Origin of the sequence: Spiroplasma endosymbiont of Megachile willughbiella (assembly GCF_964273395.1) — a bacterium.
In the GTDB taxonomy this organism is placed as follows: Bacteria; Bacillota_I; Bacilli_A; order Mycoplasmatales; family Mycoplasmataceae; genus Spiroplasma_A; species Spiroplasma_A apis.
In genome coordinates, this window is the sequence record NZ_OZ187005.1 from 915,352 (window position 1) to 933,317 (window position 17,966).

Here is a 17,966-nt window from a genome sequence, read left to right on the forward strand (position 1 = left end):
TTCATTAATATATTGTATTATTTTTAGTCTAGTAATTTATTACAATACCTTTATATCTAGTCATACTTAACAACGATTCTCTAATTCCTTGTACTCCTTCACCAGAGTTTTTAATCCCTAAGAAAGGAAAACAATCGGGACCACGTTGAGATTTACCATTTAAATTAACAGTACCTGTTTTTATTCGTTTGGCAACATTTAAAGATTGTGAAAGATCTTGACAAAAAATACTTGCCTGCAGTCCAAATTCTGATTTATTTGTTAAACTTATCATTTCATCTAAATCGTCAACTCTTATAATTGGTAAAACAGGACCGAAAGGTTCTTCTCAAGCAAGGCGCATATCAGGAGTTACAAAATCTACTAAAGTTGGTCACAAAAGATTATTTTCACTTTTATAACCAGTTATAATTTTGGCCCCGTTGGCTTTCGCATCGTTTATTAAACCTAAAATAAAGTTTGCTGATTTCATATCAATAACAGGTGTTATATCTGCATTGTCCGATGGTTTACCAACCGATAATCTATCAACTCTTTCTTTCAACATCGGAATTAGTTTATCTGCTATTTTATTGTTGACTAAAACTCTTTTGATTGCTGTACATCTCTGTCCTGAATATCCAAAAGCTCCAGAAATAATTTCATCCGCATATTTTGTAAGATTTAAATCGTCCAAAACCAATGCGGGGTCCTTACCACCTAATTCTAAGACTAAATCGGTTGTGCTACCCATTTTTCGTATTTGGTTACCGATGTTCACACTGCCTGTAAATGAAATCATATCTATTTCTGAATTGGATGTAATATCATCACCAATATCACGCCCTCTACCAGTTACTACATTAAAAATACCCTTCGGCAGGTTGGCTTTGATTGCTAACTCAGACATAAATGCACCAACCAAACTACCTGCTGTCGCAGGTTTGAAGACCACACTGTTACCCATAACTAATGCTGGAATTATTTTTGCTAGAGCAAGATTAAAAGGATAATTAAAGGGAGAAATCGCTAAAATAACACCTTTAGCCACTCTTGAAAAAATACCTATTTTGTTTTTGGCACCCATTCCTTCTCCTGTCATCGCTAATGGATCCATTCTTTTTGCTTCTTCAAATGTGTAGTCTATAATTTCTAAAGTTCTTTCAACTTCTGTTAATGAATCTTTGAAACCTTTTGCAATTTCTTCACTTATTACTTGGGCAATTTCCATTTTGTTAACTTCAAGTTCATCTCTAAATTTTTTTAAAATACTTATTCTTGTTAATAAAGGGGTATTTTCCCATTCAGCTTGACTATTTCTTGCTGCATTAAACGCACATTTAATATCATCGGGCGTTAAAGCAGTAACTTTACCAGCTACTTCTAATGAAGTTGGATTGATTATTTCAAGTCATTGTCCATTATCTATTAGTTTGTTATCTATTAATGCTTTAAATATTCTCATATTATCTCCTTTTTAGTGTTACAAAATTAATTATTTGAATATATATTATTCATAATTATTGAACCTGCTACTGAAACATTCAAACTATCTACATTTTTGTTAGTTTTTAATACTATGTTGTAATCACAAATATTCTTTATTGATTCAGAAACACCTTGCCCCTCATTACCTAAAACTAAAGCTATTTTCTTATCTTTTAATGTTGTTATATCTATATTATTATCTAAATTCAAAGAAGTTCCTAATATAATAAAATTATTTTCTTTTAATTTTTTCATTTCTTCTTCAAGAATACCAATTTTGAAATTTAGTTGGAAATGATTGCCTTGTGTTGCTCGTAAAACTTTTTGGTTATAAATTCAAACTGTTTTTTCTGAACATAAAATATTTTCGAAACCAAATGCATAAGCGCTTCTAATTAAAGTTCCTAGATTTCCTGGGTCCTGTATATCATCTAAAACAAGAACATTACTATCATTGAAGTCTTTTGGTTTAAAATTACAAACAGCAAAAATTTCTTGCGTATTTGTTAAATCACTTAACTTATTTGCAACATTGTCGGTTATTTCTATGAATTTTTCTTCGTCTATTAAACCTAAGTATTTTTTTGTGCCTAAAATAAGTTCAACAACTCCATTTTTCATAGCCTCTTGCACTAAATTGAAACCTTCTACTATATATTTTTTTTCTTGTTTTTGTATTCGGATTTTTTTTAGTTCTAAAATTTCTAATATTTTAGTGTTTTTAACAGATGTAATTTTTTCCAACTTATTCATTAAATGCAAATCCTATTTCATAAAGCTTATTCTCGGGATTTGCATAATCCTTTCCTTTATAATCTTTTTTCTTAACTGGGTAACCAAAAATATACTTAGCTTTTCTTGGGGGGTCTAATAATTTAGCTTGAATGGCAACCATTGGACTAACAAATTCCCCTTTTGCTTTTTTCAACTTTGTTTCATTCATCAAATCTTCATAGTCTTTTATCTTTTCTTGTTTGACGTGAATTCTGATTTTATTAGCGTCTCATCATTTGATTATTTTTTGATACTCCTTAAATGTAAACTGGGTAGGTTTATCACCCGCTAAAAAACGATTATTTTGTTCATTCCAAGATATAACGAAATCTCTTCAAACAATATTGCCGGTTCTGCCTGACGTTGTTAAAGTGTGAGCTCTTGAAATAACTTCGTCCAAAGTATTTTCACCATAACCTACAAACGCGTTACCACTTCACAACGAAAGATAAGCTTCTTTTTTTGGATTTCAGATTTCATCGAAGACAATCGCAGTTACCCATCACCTTCTATCGAAACTATTTTTATAAAATTCGAAGCCGTATTTATTATTTTTAATAACTACTTCAGTCTTATTAATTTTAATAACTTTATGTTTAAAAGTATTTACAATGACATCTATATCTTTTTTTTGTAAGTTCTCTCTGGCTTCTTTTTTAGAATCTTTGACTATTTTTTGTGAGTTTCTATAGTCAGGAACCTTTGCTTCATATGCAACTTTATAACTACCATATTTGATTAAACGATCATTACTATTTGGATCTGGCATAACTAATTTAGACTGTTCTGAATTATTATCGGATTGTTCATGAGAAAGTTCTGCTTGCTTTTTAATATTGGCAATCAGTTCCTTAACTTTTGAATTATCCAACTTGTTTGACACAACTTCTTCTGAGTTATGCTCATTTTTTGACTCTTTATTGATATTATTGCTAACTACAATGTCCTTTTCTAATTTGGGCATTTTGTGGTCATTTAAATTGGAAGGCTGATAATCGTATAATTTATTTTTTTTAAAATCGTTCACCGAAACTTCTCCTTTTAGTAATTACTATTTTGTCTTTCAAAGTTTATTTCATTTTTTTTATTATAAGAACCAATAATATCATCGATAGTAAAATCAAGGATATAACATATATTTAAAAAAGATTTTAATAAATTTTCGTAATTCTCTATCGATTGAGTTTCAACTAGATTGGATGTCATAGAAAATACATTTAAATAATTTTCAATGATGTCTTTTGTCTTAATTTCATTAGTATTTATGTATTTAGAAAAGTCATATTCCATATCATTTCCCAAAGAAATTAAAAAATGAATGCCGTCAATATACTCTTCAAGTAAAATCGATTTTTCGCTTGGCTTCTTATTTGACCAAAATTTAAAGGACCTTTGTTCATTAATGAACTCAGCTACCTCCACATAAAAAGCGATTAATTTTTTTTTGGTAATTTCTGGAGAGTTTATAATACCTTTTGCTTCCATTATATAATTATCCAAATATTTTTGTTTTTCAGATAGATAAATTAATTCTTTATTAGTTAACATAATACACCTCTTGAATAATTTTAAATTAAAAAAAATAAAAGTTACGAATAACATAAATATTATCGTAACTTTTATTTTAATAACCGGGTTTTTTCAATAATTTAAACATATTTTCTTTATAAACTTCTACTCCTGGTTGATTGAATGGATTGACACCCAACAAATAACCACTCATAGCACAAGCTTTCATAAATCAATAAGCTGCATAACCAAACATTTCGGCGTCCATTTTTTCAAACTTCAGCAAAATATTTGGAACTAGACCTTTTTGAGAATGTGCTTCAACTACACCGACTAGGGCGGTTGAATTTATTTCATGAAAAGTCTTGTTAGTAAGATAGTTTAATCCATCAAGATCATCTTTATTTTTAGGAACTTTTAAATCATGTGTGGGGTTTTTAACATCTATGATAGTTTCAAACAACACATTTTTTGTTCCCTCTTGTATAAATTGACCTAATGAATGTAAATCTGTTGAAAATATACAGCTTGTAGGAAGTAAACCTTTACCATCTTTACCTTCGGATTCACCAAATAATTGCTTTCATCATTCTGTAAAAATTTGCATCTGAATTTCATAACTAACTAAAGTTTCAGCAGCGTAGCCTTTTTGAGTATTCAATAAATAACGCGACACAGCATATAAATATGCATCGTTATTAATGTCCTTTAACTCTTTAACGGCTTTACTTGCCCCTTTGAAAATAGCATCAGTATCAATACCAGCCACCAATAGCGGAAAAATTCCAACAGGTGTGAAAACACTAAATCTTCCACCAATATCATCGGGAATTATAAAAGTTTGATAACCTTCTGCTGTAGCTAACTCTTTTAAAGCACCTTTGGCTTTATCTGTAATCGCTACAATTCTTTCTTTTGCAACATCTTTGCCTTTTGACTCAACAAGATATTGTTCGAACACCCTAAATGCCATACCAGGTTCAGTTGTTGTACCTGATTTGGAGATGTTAACAATACCAAACTCCAGATTATCTAGATAATCTAGAACTTGTTGTGTATAAGTTGAACTTATTGTATTACCAACATATATTAATTCAACTTTATCCTTGTGATAAAGACCACGTATCATTTCATCAGCTGCTCTTGCACCCAAATAACTTCCACCAATACCGATAACAATTAAAACATCAATTTGATTTCGTAACTTTTCAGCCACTTCTTTCATCTTTTTGTATTCTGTTTTATCATAATTATCAGGTCAATCTAATCAACCCAGAAAATCACTTCCTAAACCAGAACGGTTTTCAATCATCTCATGTATTTGCTTAATTTTTGAAATGTCAAAGTTTTTTACTTCTTTTTCAATTTTTGAATTTGAAAAATCTATTTTAATCATAAAAAATACCTCTTTTTTTATGGCTTATTCTACACTATTTTTTAAGTTATCAAATCCGCTGCCAGTTTCTTTTAATTTAGAGTCATCACTCTTAACTAAATCTGGTCTGATGCGTTTGTAACTTAATTTTACTTGGTTTTTATCTTGAATAATATCAATAACTTCAACTTCAACTTCGCTACCAACAGTTAAAAACTCGTTGATATCGCTAACGTAAAAGTCAGAAATTTCAGATATATGGATTAAACCTTTAATAATGTTTTCACCATCAATAATTTCGCAAAATGCACCGTAATTAACGATACTTGTAACTTTTGCTGTAACTTTTTGACCTATATTTATCATTTTTTATTGCTCTCCTTCATAAATGATTATAAACTTATCTTAGAAATAAAGTATATATTTTGTATTTTTTTTCAAAATAAGGAGAAAAAAATGGAAAAAAATATCTTAGAAAAAAAAGTCATTGAAATTTTGGACCAATTAAAAGTTTATATATCACAAGATGGTGGTGATATGGAATTTGTTGCTATTAAAAACAAATTAGTTTATATTAGATTAAAAGGCAACTGTGTTGGCTGTGGTCTCACAGAGCTCACCTTCAAAGAAGGTGTCGAAGGTGTATTATTAGAAGAATTTCCCTATGACATCGAAGGTGTTGAATTAGTAATGTAATTCAAAAATTAAAAAATATAAAGGAGTAAAAAAATATGAGTTTACAAGAAGTAACTGGATTAATATCAGCTATTTTTACTGCAGTTTCTGCTATGTCACTATTTACAGCATCATTATTGCTACCTCTACTTTACAAAAAGTTTGCTAGCAGACAAGCCAAACTAGAAGAAGGTGAACGTGCTTTAATCGACGCATTTGATAAATATTTCTCAAGTGAATATCCAAAAAATGACTTCGAGTGGTATTTTGCTCAAATACAAGCTGTAATCAAAAGATTTGATGTTCGTAATTTCCGTTGTATAAATTGTAAAAAACGTTCTTCACCAGAAAAATACATGGAATACTTTAAAAGCGTGGATAAAATCATACCAGAAATAAACAACTTTTCATTTAGAACAGAAAATACTAAATATCAAAACACTATGTCTGTTCTAACATGCTACAAATGTAACGGTGAAAATCAATATAAAATAGATCAAAAATAAAAAATAGAGAAACTAGCTTTTCTCTATTTTTTTCGTTTTTTTATAAATAAGATTATTGATAGAAATTATCAATCAATGGTGCAAGATCAATCATATGAAAAACACAAGTACTAGTAAAATAATATAACCAAACAATGAGTTACCAATTAATAATTTATCAAAGTTGAGAAAATCATATGGTCAAGAGTTTTCTGACGCTTTATCATTTTGGTATATTTTCCCCCTTACAAGTATATAAAACAAGTAAAAGATAGGGTATATCATTGTTTTATAAAAAGTTTTTTCTTTGAAGATTTTTTTAAAGTTAATATATTTATTTCCTGCTGTAAATGGATATAAAACCAATAAAAAAGTAGGTAAGAAGAAGTGTGTAATTGAAGTACAAATGACCTGATTCTTACTGTAATTTTCTAAAAAACCTTTTTCATTCGCAAAACTATAGATGATACCAACCCAAAAGATTATAAATACCAATAAATTATAATTGATTACCGAGATTTGAAAATCACTTTCTATTATTTTTTGATTTCTATAGCTTTTTATTACAAATAATAATAGTCAAACAATCGTGATGATTGTTACTTGTACTGAAAAAAAACTCATAAGTGCATCGTAATTAAGTAAACTAGCATAGATACTAGTTTCACTTACGTATCAATATTCTTTTAAAACACAATAATAAAAACCATAAATTAATGAAGAAATTAATGAGATCAGTATAAAAACGTACGACCATCATCTTCAATCTTTAATTATTGAATTTAAATTAAACTTTATGTTCATATTTAATCCTGATCCTTTTTATTTGTTTATTATATAACAAAACTTCATAAGGATACAAAAAAACCTCATTCATGAAATGAGGTCAATAATTTCCCAAGGACTTTAGAAAATTATGAAAAATATAAGTAAGACGGAAAAAGTTTTGATAATTTATATATCTTAACCCACCCAAACCACCCTAAAAACTATCCTCTAGTTTTTTTAATCCATCTATAGTGTTTTTTACAATAATAGAAATTTAATAGGCTTTTTTTGGGTTTAGAAATGCACCCAGAATAATTGCAACTTGTGACATTTGACATAATGACACCTCTCTCTATTTATAAGTAATCAATAAAATGAGTTGTTAAATTAATACTGGGTAATATATTTTAGTGCGAAAACGTTCTACAAAAGATATAACATATTAAAAAACTGAGTATTATGATATTTCTTAGAAAATAGTGCTTCAAATAAATAATTATGACGTATAAGAATCATTATTAACAATTCATTATTTGGTAGTTTCTATAAAATCTACCCTTTCACTATATATCCTCATTACACGTTTCTGTAAGATTGAAACTAAGAATATCTTTTACATGTTATTTAGAAATTCAAATTATGTTTTGAATCTATATCCAATGTCTTTCCTTTCTTATTTTAAAAAATATTTTTCAAAATCATAAATATTATAGGAAATAAATATTAAAAAGCAATAGATAGATCAATATAAAAAAAATAAAACAAAAAGGCTTTACATTAGCCTTTATCTGTTTTGCTTATATTTATCATTTCCCATAAGTTCAAGGTTGATCGAAACTTTGTTAAGACCTTGATATCATAAGTCACAGATTTCATTATAAATAAGTTTACCGACAAACTGATGAACATACTTGGTTGGATGAACACCATCAATGAAGAAAAACTCATTTATATCCATATTTTTATGTGTTGAAATCGGGTCATTTCTAAATTCATATACGATAGTTTTGTCTTCATATTGTGATCTTGTATACGAGTAACCAAAGTTATTCAAAGTGTTTATTTTTAAACTAAATTCTTCTAACATCAATGTTTTATAATCATTCATAATATTTTTGAAATTACCGTATAAATCATAATACTCTATTTGTCCCTTGTATTGTTCTTTATAACTATCGATTATTTCTGATATTTCATTCGAAAATTGCATATCATATTTTTTTATTAATGATGTAAACTTTGGTGCCATTTCAGAGAGTTTAGTTACTTTACCATTCTTATCAAGTTCGCCACCTTTTAAAATTGGTATTAAGGTTAAATCTGGTGAGTTCATATATAAGACAGTGGCGCCAGTCTTTAAAACTATGTCTAAAGTTTTGCTAATATTATTTTTACTTCTGTTAAGCAAATCCGTTGCATCTTTTATAGAACGACTACTCAAAAATGCTTCTAGAGCTGCATTCATATCATTTCCACCAATTTCAATGAAAACCAAATCTCCCTTTGATAACTTATTTTGCAAAGTCAAAGCACTAGCCTGAGAAAATAAATCTGCTTTCATTTTAAAATTTCTTATACCAATTTCTGTTAAGTTTAATGTTATATCATCGCTAGCTCTTGCACCACTTATAGCATAGTTCCTTCCGCCTTTATATTCATCACTCAACAATTCGCCTGCAGGACCCATATTTCCAAATCCTAATAAGTTATTTACTCATTCCACAGCGGGTTGATCATTAGATGCTGATGCCAAGTTATTTTTATGAGTATTTTTATTATAGTAACCGGCATATTTAAAAATAGCATCTTGATTATTTGATTTTATGACGCTATTTGCAATTGCTTCATAGCCACCAGTGTCACTAAGACTATCTCCTAAAACATAGAAGTTTTTAAAAGAATTTTTAGGCTGCGTTGTGCTTGAAATAGTGGAACAGCTAATGGAAGAAAGTGCGCTAACAAAAATTGACGATAGCAAAACTAAGTTTATTATTTTTTTCATACTTGTACTCCTTTGAAACATTTTAAAGGAGTTTTAAACTAAAATATTTTTATATATTAAAAAATGGGTTAAATTTATTAACCCACAGATCCTTCCATATCCATTTTTATAAGTTGATTTAATTCAACAGCATACTCAAGAGGTAATTCTTTTGTGAATGGTTCTAAAAAACCCATAACTATAATTTCTAGTGCTTGTTGTTCACTCAAACCACGACTCATTAGATAAAATAATTGTTCTTCACTCACTTTTGACACAGTAGCCTCGTGCTCAATTTGTGACTCATTATTGTGAACCTTATTTTGTGGGATGGTATCTGAGTGCGATTGATTGTCTAATATTAAAGTATCACATTCAACTCTTGCCTTAGAATTTGTTGCATTCTCACCAATATAAGCTAAACCCCTATAATTTGCAGTTCCACCTTGGAAAGTAATTGATTTTGATACTATTTTTGACTTGGTTTCTTTGCCTAAATGTATCATTTTACTTCCGGCATCTTGATAAACACCTTTCTTAGCAACCGCAATAGAAATTGTATCACCTTGTGAACGATCACCTTTTAAAATACAAGATGGGTACTTCATATTGATTTTAGAACCAATATTACCATCAATTCATTCCATTCTTCCATCCTCTTCAACAAGACTTCGTTTAGTTACTAAATTAAGAACATTATCACTTCAATTTTGAACAGTTGTATATCGCACACTACTTCGTTTACCAACAAATATTTCAACTATTGCTGCATGTAAATTGTTTTTTGAGTAAACAGGGGCTGTACAACCTTCAATATAGTGAATTTGAGCATCATCTTCAACTACAATCAGCGTTCTTTCGAACTGACCTGATTGCTTGAAATTAATTCTAAAGTACGCTTGAAGCGGCATATCTAACTTAACACCCTCAGGTACGTAAATGAAAGTTCCTCCTGACCAAACAGCACCATTTAATGCTGCATATTTATTGTCGTCATTTGGCACTAATTTTCCAAAATACTTCTTAAATAATTCTGGATATTTTTTTAATGCTGTGTCACAATCAGTAAAAATGACCCCTTTTTCTGATATTTCAGTTTGTAATTGTTCATAGATCGGAGTGGCGTCTCATTGCGCATTTATACCAACTAGGAAATTTTTTTCTGCCTCGGGAATACCTAATCTATCAAATGTTTTACGAATATTTTCAGGTACATCATCTCAACTTGTGGCAACATTATCTGTACCTCGGGTATAGTAATAATAATCTTGAAAGTCCACAAAATTCAAGTCTGGACCAAAATTTGGTTGTGGTTTAAGAGAAAATTTTTTGAAACTATCTAAACGGTACTCTAACATTCATTCAGGTTCACCTTTAATTTTAGAAATTTGACGAACAATGTCCTCATTAATCCCCTTTTCAACCTTAAACGAAGATACTTCCCCTTCATTAAATCCGTATTTATATTCACTTATTTTTTTAATTTCTTCCTCTTGTTTTAACTTCTTCATTACTTAACCTCATTTTCTAAAATATATCTCAAACCGTCAGCTCCTAATAGAGCACAATTTATTCTATTGCCTTGATGGTGAATTTGTCAAAAAGCTATTAATTCATCCAAAATATCCTCATTGTAATTTTTTCCCGAAATCATATTATGGTAATTATACAAAATATTAAGAGCTTCTTCTTTACCCTTATTACGTATTTGATCACATAATATATCAATAGAGGCAGTTGATATTGAACAAGCAACACCATCAAATCTACTATCTACTATTTTTCCATCTTCAAAAATTATTTGTACATTGATTTCATCTGAACAACTAGCTGAGTCCTGATTTTTAAATATTCCTTTTGAAAGTTCTAAAAAACCTTTGTTAGATGGACTTGTAAAGTGTTCCATAATAATTTGTCTTAAAATAATTTTATCTTCTTTATTAAACATAATTTTTTTCTTTTCTATTTAAATTAATTCGTTAACTCAATTTTCACAATCAAGTAATGCTTTAATGAATATATCAATGTCATTACGTGTATTATAAATTGAAAAGCTAGCTCTAATAGTAGTTAATGCTCCGGTTTTTAAATGTGATAATCTTGCACAATGTTTACCAACTCTTACAGATATTTTGTATTTTTTATTCAAAAATGCTCCGAAGTCTTGCGAACTAACACCAATCATATTAAATAAAACAATTGGTTGTGGATTTTTCAAGTTATAAAACTCAAATTTAGAAACATCAATTTTGGATAATTCATCAACCAAATATCTTTTTAAACCTTCTTCGTATTCTTGTATTTTTTCAATTGATATCTTATCAATAAACTTAAGTGCTTCTAAAAAACCATAAATTGCACTTAAATTCAAGGTTCCAGCCTCAAATTTTTGAGGAATCTGGGCAAGTTTGTACTCATTTAATGTGATATTAACGTTGTTACCACCACCATAAATAAGTGGTTTTAATATATCTAATTTTTCTTTTTTCCCTCAAAGTATACCTAATCCAAAAGGTCCGAACATTTTATGTGAAGAGAAAGCAACAAAATCAACATTTCATTCTTCAACATTTGTTCTCGTATGCAGTACTGACTGAGCAATATCAACAACAATGATAATATCGTTATTTATATTCTTGATGGCATTAGCTATTGATTGAACATCGTTGCTTGCTCCAACTGTGTTAGAAACACTAGCGAATGATACTATTTTAGTTTTTTTGTTTATTGTGTTATCTATTTTGTTCAGATCTATTGATCCGTTATCATTTAAATCTAGATACTTTATTTTTATCCCTATTTCCTCTTCTAATACTTTTCAAGGTAATAAATTTGAAGAGTGTTCTAGAATTGTTAAAACTACTTCATCATCTTTCTTCAAATATGTTTTGAGTCCAAAGCAGATTTGATTTAATGAATGAGTCGCACCACTGGTAAAAATTACTTCATTGTGATTTTTCGCTCCGATAAACTTAGCTGTCATTTTTCTTGTTGTGTCCAAAATAACATTAGCCTTATAAGCATTATCAAATAAGTCATTATGAGTATTTGCTGCAATTTTTTCATTATATTCCGCTTCTGCTTTGATAACTTGTTCTAGTTTTAGACTTGTTGCTGCTGATTCAAAATAAATTTCATCTGGATTATATTTAAAATATGGAAAATAATTTTTATAGTCCATTTAAATCATTCCTTTCAATATATCTTTAAGATATATTACGATTTCATCGTCGTTTAATGAAAGAAACACAGGTTCAAAATATCCATTTATTATCAACTCTTGTGCTTCTTCTTTGTTAAGTCCTCTTGATAATAAGTAAAATATTTGGTCAGGGTCAAGCATTCCAATAGCATTTGCATGGCTAGCAACGATGTCATTTTCGTCTATCAATAATACAGGGTCAGAGTCTGCTTTTGCTTTCTTATCTAACACCAATAATCTTAATTCTTGATGTGCCTCACTAGAGCTTGATCCTTTTTTAATATCACTGATGCATCTTATAAAACCCTTCGATTCATTTTTTAATACTTCATATGCTTTAATATTTGAACTAGTGTTACGTGCATTGTGTAATGATTTTATAACACTATTTTTGATGAAATTTTTGTTAACAATAGTAGCACTATAGAATTCAATGCTTGAGCTTGTCTCTTTTAAATTGATTTCAAGATTATCATTGGCGTTACAATTCATAAGGTTAGCTATTTTTAAGTCTAGCCTTGAAGAATCCTCTATAGTTATGTTAATATTGAAGTTTTTGTCATTTTCCGAGTTTTCAATCGGCAAAAACAAGATTGTTAAGCTAACACTAGTGTTAGCTTTTATTACAATATTTAATTTTCCATCAGAATCACCTAATAAAATTACCTTGTTTTCATCCGCTTTTAAGACTAACTCACTTGCTAAATTATTTCTATAATCAATAAAATTTGGGTTTTTTCACATGTTGTTCACCTAAATTAAATCCTTAACTCAGTTGTAACCCTCTTTATTGATACGGTCAACAAGCTCGCCACCCGCACTTTTTACAATTTTTCCATTTATAATAACGTGTGCATGAGTTGGTTTTATCTTTTTAAAAAATCTATCATAGTGAGATACGATAATCAAACCTTGTTTAGAGATTTCATCATCATTCAAGTTTTTAGAAACAATTTCTAGAGCGTCTACATCAAGTCCTGAGTCTATTTCATCTATCAAACTAAATAAAGGGTTTAACATTTTCAATTGTAGTATTTCATTCTTTTTCTTTTCTCCACCTGAGAAACCATCATTAACAAATCTTTTAAGCATATTTAAATCAAAATCTAAATTCATTGCTTTGGCTTTAATATCTTTAAAAATCTCTTGCAGTTTTTTAGGTTCTTCACTATGAGAATTTACAATATATTTCAAAAATTCTAAATTGCTTACCCCAGGTATAGATTGAGGGTTTTGCATTGCCAAGAACAACCCTGCTCTACTTCTTTCATCCACACTCATATCTAAAATAGATTTTCCGTCTAACAAAATATCTCCTTCAGTTACTTCGTACTTTGGATGACCCATTATAGCCATCAGTAATGTTGATTTTCCATTACCATTTGGACCCATCAAAGCATGAATTTCCCCTGATGAAACTTCCAAGTCTATTCCTTTCAAGATCTCCTTATCCTCAATCTTTACGTGTAAATTAATAATTTTTAATGTGTGCATTTTAAAACTCCTTAACCTCTTTAATTATATTGCCTGAATGAAGAAAATAGATAATTTATTTACAAATTATAATTTTTTTTGTTTATACTATGTACTTAAATAAATTGAATTTCTCACTCTTTTTTAGTCTTTTTTTCTTTATAATTATGTTGATACAAAATCAAGGAGTGAAAAGTGTGAAAAAATTATTAACACTACTAGGTAGTTTTGCAATTACTGCCAGTGCTGGTTCGATGGCAGTTGCTTGTACGAACTATGACAAAAAACAAGATGGAAATTCTATTCTAATTAATTTTTTAAATTCATTGAATGGAAAAGCTAATATCGATGCATCAGACGTATTATGAAAATTAGTTAATGAAAATGGACCTAAAAACAGAGAAACTTTTGCATTAGATTTTTTAAAAACAATCAATGCATCTATTTTAATTAACTCTGAAAAAAACTTTAGAGAAAATGGAGAAATCAAATTGAATAACTCAAGCGCTTTCATAAGCGCTGGTTTAGCTTCTGCTTTATCTGATAAATGAAACACCTTAAATAAAGCTGTGGATTTAAAAATTCAAAGGGAAAAAGATAAATATAAAAAAGATAATGGTAAAAAATGATGAGATAAATGATGTGAAATGCTTGTTGGTAAGTATTCTGTTTATCAAGATAAAGTAAAAGATATGGATGTAGATCTACTAGAAGGTAAATATAAATCTGATATTTTATTAACAGATTCTTCTAACAACGTTACAAAAGCTCTTCTAGATATTCTTTTAAATACCGACCAATTAGGAGTTACTTGAATAACAGTTGAACAAGTTAAAAGAAAATTAGCTACTTTAAAATCTGTTAAAGATGATAAAGATAAATTACTATATGCAGCAAAATCAGATGTTAAGGCTTTACAACAAATAATAAACTCTACTAAAGCATCTGGTGAGTGAGTAAAATCAAGTGTTAATGATCAAAGTACTGATGATGAAATTTCAGCAAAAGTTGACGAAGCATTGAAAATAGAAGAAAGTAATATAAAATATGATGTTCCAACCGATTTAAATGAATTAGTTACAGGTGGAGCTGATACTAGAGCGGGTATGTTGAGTAATTCACAACAATTCTTTTTAAACAAATATTACAATGCCAAAGCCCCAATAGCTATTAGTGAAATAACTATTGCTTTTTCTGATAATAAAACTTTCGATGACGGTATATTACCATCAGATTTTGAAGGAGATAACGAAGTTAATTCTAAACAAACTTGAACACTTTTAAAACAAATAATTACTGATAAAACATCTTGAAGTGAAATTATGGCAAAAGGTTCAACAACACATTCTAAAGCTACAGTTAAACATTATGATAATTTATTGACACTGACAAATACAACTGACTTCACACCAACATTGAGTTCAATTGTATATGATTATATTTTAGGTGAAAGATATAAAACTGATGTTACTAGAGCAGATGAAAATGATAAAGTGAAAGTCCCTGAGTGAACAACAAAAACCGATATTGAGAAAGAATATAAAAAAGAGGACTTTGGTAAATTGATAACAGCTTTAAACAGAACTGGAAGCTTCGATAAGGCATCAAATAACCTTTATAGAAAGCTTAGTGATGAAGATAAAGATAAGTTAGTATACATAGATTCCTCTGGTATTCATATAGTTTCAATAGATGGATTTAAGGAGTTAGAAGCATCTACAACAACTAAAGAAAAAGGTGCTAAAAAAATAATAGACGATACAAAAAATGGTATTGATAAAGAAACTCAAAAGAGTCTTAATGATTTTAAAGAGTTTAATAAATTAACAACTCAAGAAAAAATTTATGATTTTTGAAGAAAAACAGGTGAAGATAGATATTTTGATAAGTTAAACTCAACAGTTACTAATCCATATCTAAAATTCTTAGTAAATAACTCCTTGTTAAAAGGTGTTAAAGGATCACCGGTTGGATTTGACATAATGGCAGAAGTTAAAGCTTGAGCAACAATTTCAAGCTCATCAGAAAAAGAATTTTATTGAGTAACTATGGTTTATGACTATTTCCAAACAATGACCAGCAAACAAGAAGATAAGCTAACAGAAGACAAATCTTTTATAGAACAATTTGTTATATTTGGACCTGATGGAAATAACGAAAAAGCTCAAGCTATTGCTAAAAAAATCGGTGATTGAACAATTGGAGCAATAAAATCTATGAAAATTGTTGTTACAAACAACCCTTCTTGAGTTTTTGTTGACGCATACAAAAAAATGATCGAAGAATTAGACACAAAAACAAATATTGGTTATCCAAAAGAAATAGTAAAAAATGATATATTCAACTCCGATAAATTAGCAGAGGAAATAAATAAAGTTTGATGACACGCAGTAGACAAAAATGGTGCTCAAAGTGTTCAAACTTTTAAAACTAACGCATTTAACTATTCACTAAGTATTTACGATTTAAACTCAATAGCTTACAATTACAAAAAAAATAACGGAGGTATAAAATAATGAAGAAATTGTTAGGAATCTTAGGTGCTATTTCTTTATTCACCTCTACTTCTGGAGTTGTAGTCGCATGTAATAAAGAACGAATTAAAACTCCAAAACTAAATAGAGAATTGGCTAAACAACTAATCGCAAAATTAAAAGGTTCGGATATGGCTAGTTTAGACTTTGGAGATATGTTTTCAGATGAAGATATTACAAAGGTTGTTGTAAGTATAATAGACGAATTAATAGGTCAACAATATGGTTATGAATCTACAAATTATAATTTAGATAAATTAGGTTTAAAAAAATATGACTACGCTAGTGGTGAAAGTAAGGATTCTATACCAAAGTCTTACATCGATTCATATTTAAATAACGCTGGTTCTATCGCAGAAGACTTATTATTCACAGAGTACACAAAATCAATAGCTAGTGGTAAAAGATTAGATAATTCATTATTGAAATCTTTATATAACTTGAATGTAATCCAAGAAACTAAAATAAAAGAATACAAAACCGATAACGAAAAAACTGTTCCCGTTGGTAGTTACATCGAAATAAACGATAAGAGATGACAAGTATTCAATGAAGATGGTAAAGGTGGATCAAATAATTTACCTACTCTTGAACAATTAACTCAAGAATACGCTAATAAAAAAGAATCACCGTTTTTCGTTGTGCTAAACGATGGCAAATCAACAAAAATAAATATTTCGTCTAAAACAGCTTTAAAATTACGTTTTCAAGATTACTTCAAAAATAAATTATTATCAGGAATTATTGAAAACTTATTAACTATGTCTTTCATGGAAGCAGATATGTTCACAGTGTCGGCTGCAAAAGAAGGAAGTTCCCCTTATATCAATACTGGGTCTCCTATTTTCTCAAAAACACAATCTTGAAATAGCTCAACAACTACAGATTGAACTACGAACGTTAGAATGGTTTGATCACTGAAGTTTGACAATACAGAGAACAAAAATAATAATGCTATCAAAAAAATTGTAGAAGGTATTAAAGAAATAAATCAAGCAAATGGAGAGTTGAAAAGCGGTGAAAGCATTAAAAAGCTCTTTAGTGCATTTGAAGATCAAAAAGAAAAATTGCCAGTTTATAATGGAGACAATACAAATGCTTACGATTCTTTCTTTGGATTACAAGGTTTCAAAGGGTTCACTTTATATGAAAATGGTACATCATTAGGAACAAGTCCTATTGCTGGAGCTAAATATGAAGATAAAGTTAAAGAAGCTAAGAAACCAGGGATATTATTTGATAACCTAACACCTTATTTTGTAGACGCAAAGAACTCTAACATAGCAGAAGTTGTAATTGTACTTCCTCTATACATGATTGAGTTGCTTGGTGGAAGTAAAGAAAATGATAGCAGCGGTAAAGTATACGAAATTAAGGATGCAGATGGTAAAGGTAAAGCAATCGAGTTTGGTCCATCATTGATAAACAATTCAAGATATAAAGATGTTTGAAATCAAGAGAATAATAAAAAATTACACTCAAAAGACGTGCAAGATTTAAATGACCAACAGTCAACAATTTTAAATCAAATTAAATACCTAGTATCACAAGATACAGGAACAGCAGATTTAGCTAAAACAACTTTATACTCAAAATATCTTAACGCAAAAGAAATTTACTTTGCTGGTTTATATGATCAAATTGGTAAATACATAAGAAATGATAAAGATAAAGACGATTAAAACTATTTTAAAATAGTTTTTTTTTATATTTTTTGTACAAT

At 29.0% G+C, this 17,966-nt stretch carries 17 protein-coding genes; 4 read left to right on the forward strand and 13 right to left on the reverse strand.

The features are described 5' to 3' along the window. Positions 1 to 28: 28 nt before the first annotated feature. The 6 genes from ACI2WZ_RS03980 to ACI2WZ_RS04005 all read right to left on the reverse strand — a co-directional run bounded on the left by ACI2WZ_RS03980 (position 29) and on the right by ACI2WZ_RS04005 (position 5,491). Positions 29 to 1,444: an NADP-dependent glyceraldehyde-3-phosphate dehydrogenase gene (locus tag ACI2WZ_RS03980; RefSeq protein WP_500244713.1), complete on the reverse strand. Its 1,416-nt coding sequence runs from the start codon at positions 1,442 to 1,444 to the stop codon at positions 29 to 31. A gap of 26 nt (positions 1,445 to 1,470) precedes the next feature. After that, entirely contained in the window at positions 1,471 to 2,220 is a 750-nt protein-coding gene (locus tag ACI2WZ_RS03985) for a TrmH family RNA methyltransferase (protein ID WP_500244714.1), read from the reverse strand. After that, positions 2,213 to 3,268, reverse strand: coding sequence for a hypothetical protein (locus tag ACI2WZ_RS03990; RefSeq protein WP_500244715.1), 1,056 nt, complete (start codon positions 3,266 to 3,268; stop codon positions 2,213 to 2,215). The genes ACI2WZ_RS03985 and ACI2WZ_RS03990 overlap by 8 nt, the downstream gene beginning before the upstream one ends. A 14-nt stretch (positions 3,269 to 3,282) precedes the next feature. Further along, complete coding sequence (locus ACI2WZ_RS03995; RefSeq protein WP_500244716.1) at positions 3,283 to 3,789, reverse strand: dUTP diphosphatase; 507 nt, start codon at positions 3,787 to 3,789, stop codon at positions 3,283 to 3,285. A gap of 76 nt (positions 3,790 to 3,865) precedes the next feature. Continuing rightward, positions 3,866 to 5,146, reverse strand: coding sequence for a glucose-6-phosphate isomerase (locus ACI2WZ_RS04000; RefSeq protein ID WP_500244717.1), 1,281 nt, complete (start codon positions 5,144 to 5,146; stop codon positions 3,866 to 3,868). A 24-nt stretch (positions 5,147 to 5,170) separates the two neighbouring features. Next, positions 5,171 to 5,491 (reverse strand): S1 RNA-binding domain-containing protein, encoded by a 321-nt coding sequence (locus ACI2WZ_RS04005; RefSeq protein WP_023789871.1) that lies wholly within the window; start codon positions 5,489 to 5,491, stop codon positions 5,171 to 5,173. Between the two features lie 90 nt (positions 5,492 to 5,581). On the opposite strand from ACI2WZ_RS04005, the gene ACI2WZ_RS04010 reads away from it, so the two are divergent. Next, on the forward strand, positions 5,582 to 5,821 hold the full coding sequence (locus tag ACI2WZ_RS04010; protein ID WP_023789873.1) for a NifU family protein: 240 nt from the start codon (positions 5,582 to 5,584) through the stop codon (positions 5,819 to 5,821). Between the two features lie 35 nt (positions 5,822 to 5,856). Beyond that, positions 5,857 to 6,306, forward strand: coding sequence for a hypothetical protein (locus ACI2WZ_RS04015; protein WP_500244718.1), 450 nt, complete (start codon positions 5,857 to 5,859; stop codon positions 6,304 to 6,306). Between the two features lie 12 nt (positions 6,307 to 6,318). On the opposite strand, the gene ACI2WZ_RS04020 is transcribed toward ACI2WZ_RS04015, so the two are convergent. The 7 genes from ACI2WZ_RS04020 to sufC all read right to left on the reverse strand — a co-directional run bounded on the left by ACI2WZ_RS04020 (position 6,319) and on the right by sufC (position 13,730). After that, positions 6,319 to 6,909, reverse strand: coding sequence for a Pr6Pr family membrane protein (locus tag ACI2WZ_RS04020; protein ID WP_500244719.1), 591 nt, complete (start codon positions 6,907 to 6,909; stop codon positions 6,319 to 6,321). A 928-nt stretch (positions 6,910 to 7,837) separates the two neighbouring features. Beyond that, positions 7,838 to 9,055 carry an SGNH/GDSL hydrolase family protein gene (locus ACI2WZ_RS04025; protein ID WP_500244720.1) on the reverse strand — a complete coding sequence of 406 codons (1,218 nt, stop codon included), beginning with the start codon at positions 9,053 to 9,055 and terminating at the stop codon, positions 7,838 to 7,840. Between the two features lie 77 nt (positions 9,056 to 9,132). Then, on the reverse strand, positions 9,133 to 10,545 hold the full coding sequence (gene sufB, locus ACI2WZ_RS04030) for a Fe-S cluster assembly protein SufB (protein ID WP_023789901.1): 1,413 nt from the start codon (positions 10,543 to 10,545) through the stop codon (positions 9,133 to 9,135). Then, positions 10,545 to 10,982 carry an iron-sulfur cluster assembly scaffold protein gene (locus ACI2WZ_RS04035; protein ID WP_500244721.1) on the reverse strand — a complete coding sequence of 146 codons (438 nt, stop codon included), beginning with the start codon at positions 10,980 to 10,982 and terminating at the stop codon, positions 10,545 to 10,547. The genes sufB and ACI2WZ_RS04035 overlap by 1 nt, the downstream gene beginning before the upstream one ends. Before the next feature lie 18 nt (positions 10,983 to 11,000). After that, on the reverse strand, positions 11,001 to 12,215 hold the full coding sequence (locus ACI2WZ_RS04040; protein ID WP_500244722.1) for an aminotransferase class V-fold PLP-dependent enzyme: 1,215 nt from the start codon (positions 12,213 to 12,215) through the stop codon (positions 11,001 to 11,003). After that, positions 12,216 to 12,980 carry a SufB/SufD family protein gene (locus ACI2WZ_RS04045; RefSeq protein ID WP_500244723.1) on the reverse strand — a complete coding sequence of 255 codons (765 nt, stop codon included), beginning with the start codon at positions 12,978 to 12,980 and terminating at the stop codon, positions 12,216 to 12,218. It abuts the gene before it with no gap. A 9-nt stretch (positions 12,981 to 12,989) separates the two neighbouring features. Further along, the gene (sufC, locus tag ACI2WZ_RS04050; protein WP_500244724.1) at positions 12,990 to 13,730 is read right to left on the reverse strand and encodes a Fe-S cluster assembly ATPase SufC; all 741 of its coding nucleotides are present in this window, start codon (positions 13,728 to 13,730) and stop codon (positions 12,990 to 12,992) included. 176 nt (positions 13,731 to 13,906) lie between these two features. Here sufC and ACI2WZ_RS04055 point away from each other — a divergent pair, with 176 nt between their 5' ends. Next, on the forward strand, positions 13,907 to 16,225 hold the full coding sequence (locus ACI2WZ_RS04055) for a lipoprotein (RefSeq protein ID WP_500244725.1): 2,319 nt from the start codon (positions 13,907 to 13,909) through the stop codon (positions 16,223 to 16,225). Continuing rightward, on the forward strand, positions 16,225 to 17,925 hold the full coding sequence (locus ACI2WZ_RS04060) for a lipoprotein (RefSeq protein WP_500222198.1): 1,701 nt from the start codon (positions 16,225 to 16,227) through the stop codon (positions 17,923 to 17,925). The genes ACI2WZ_RS04055 and ACI2WZ_RS04060 overlap by 1 nt, the downstream gene beginning before the upstream one ends. Positions 17,926 to 17,966: the final 41 nt, after the last annotated feature.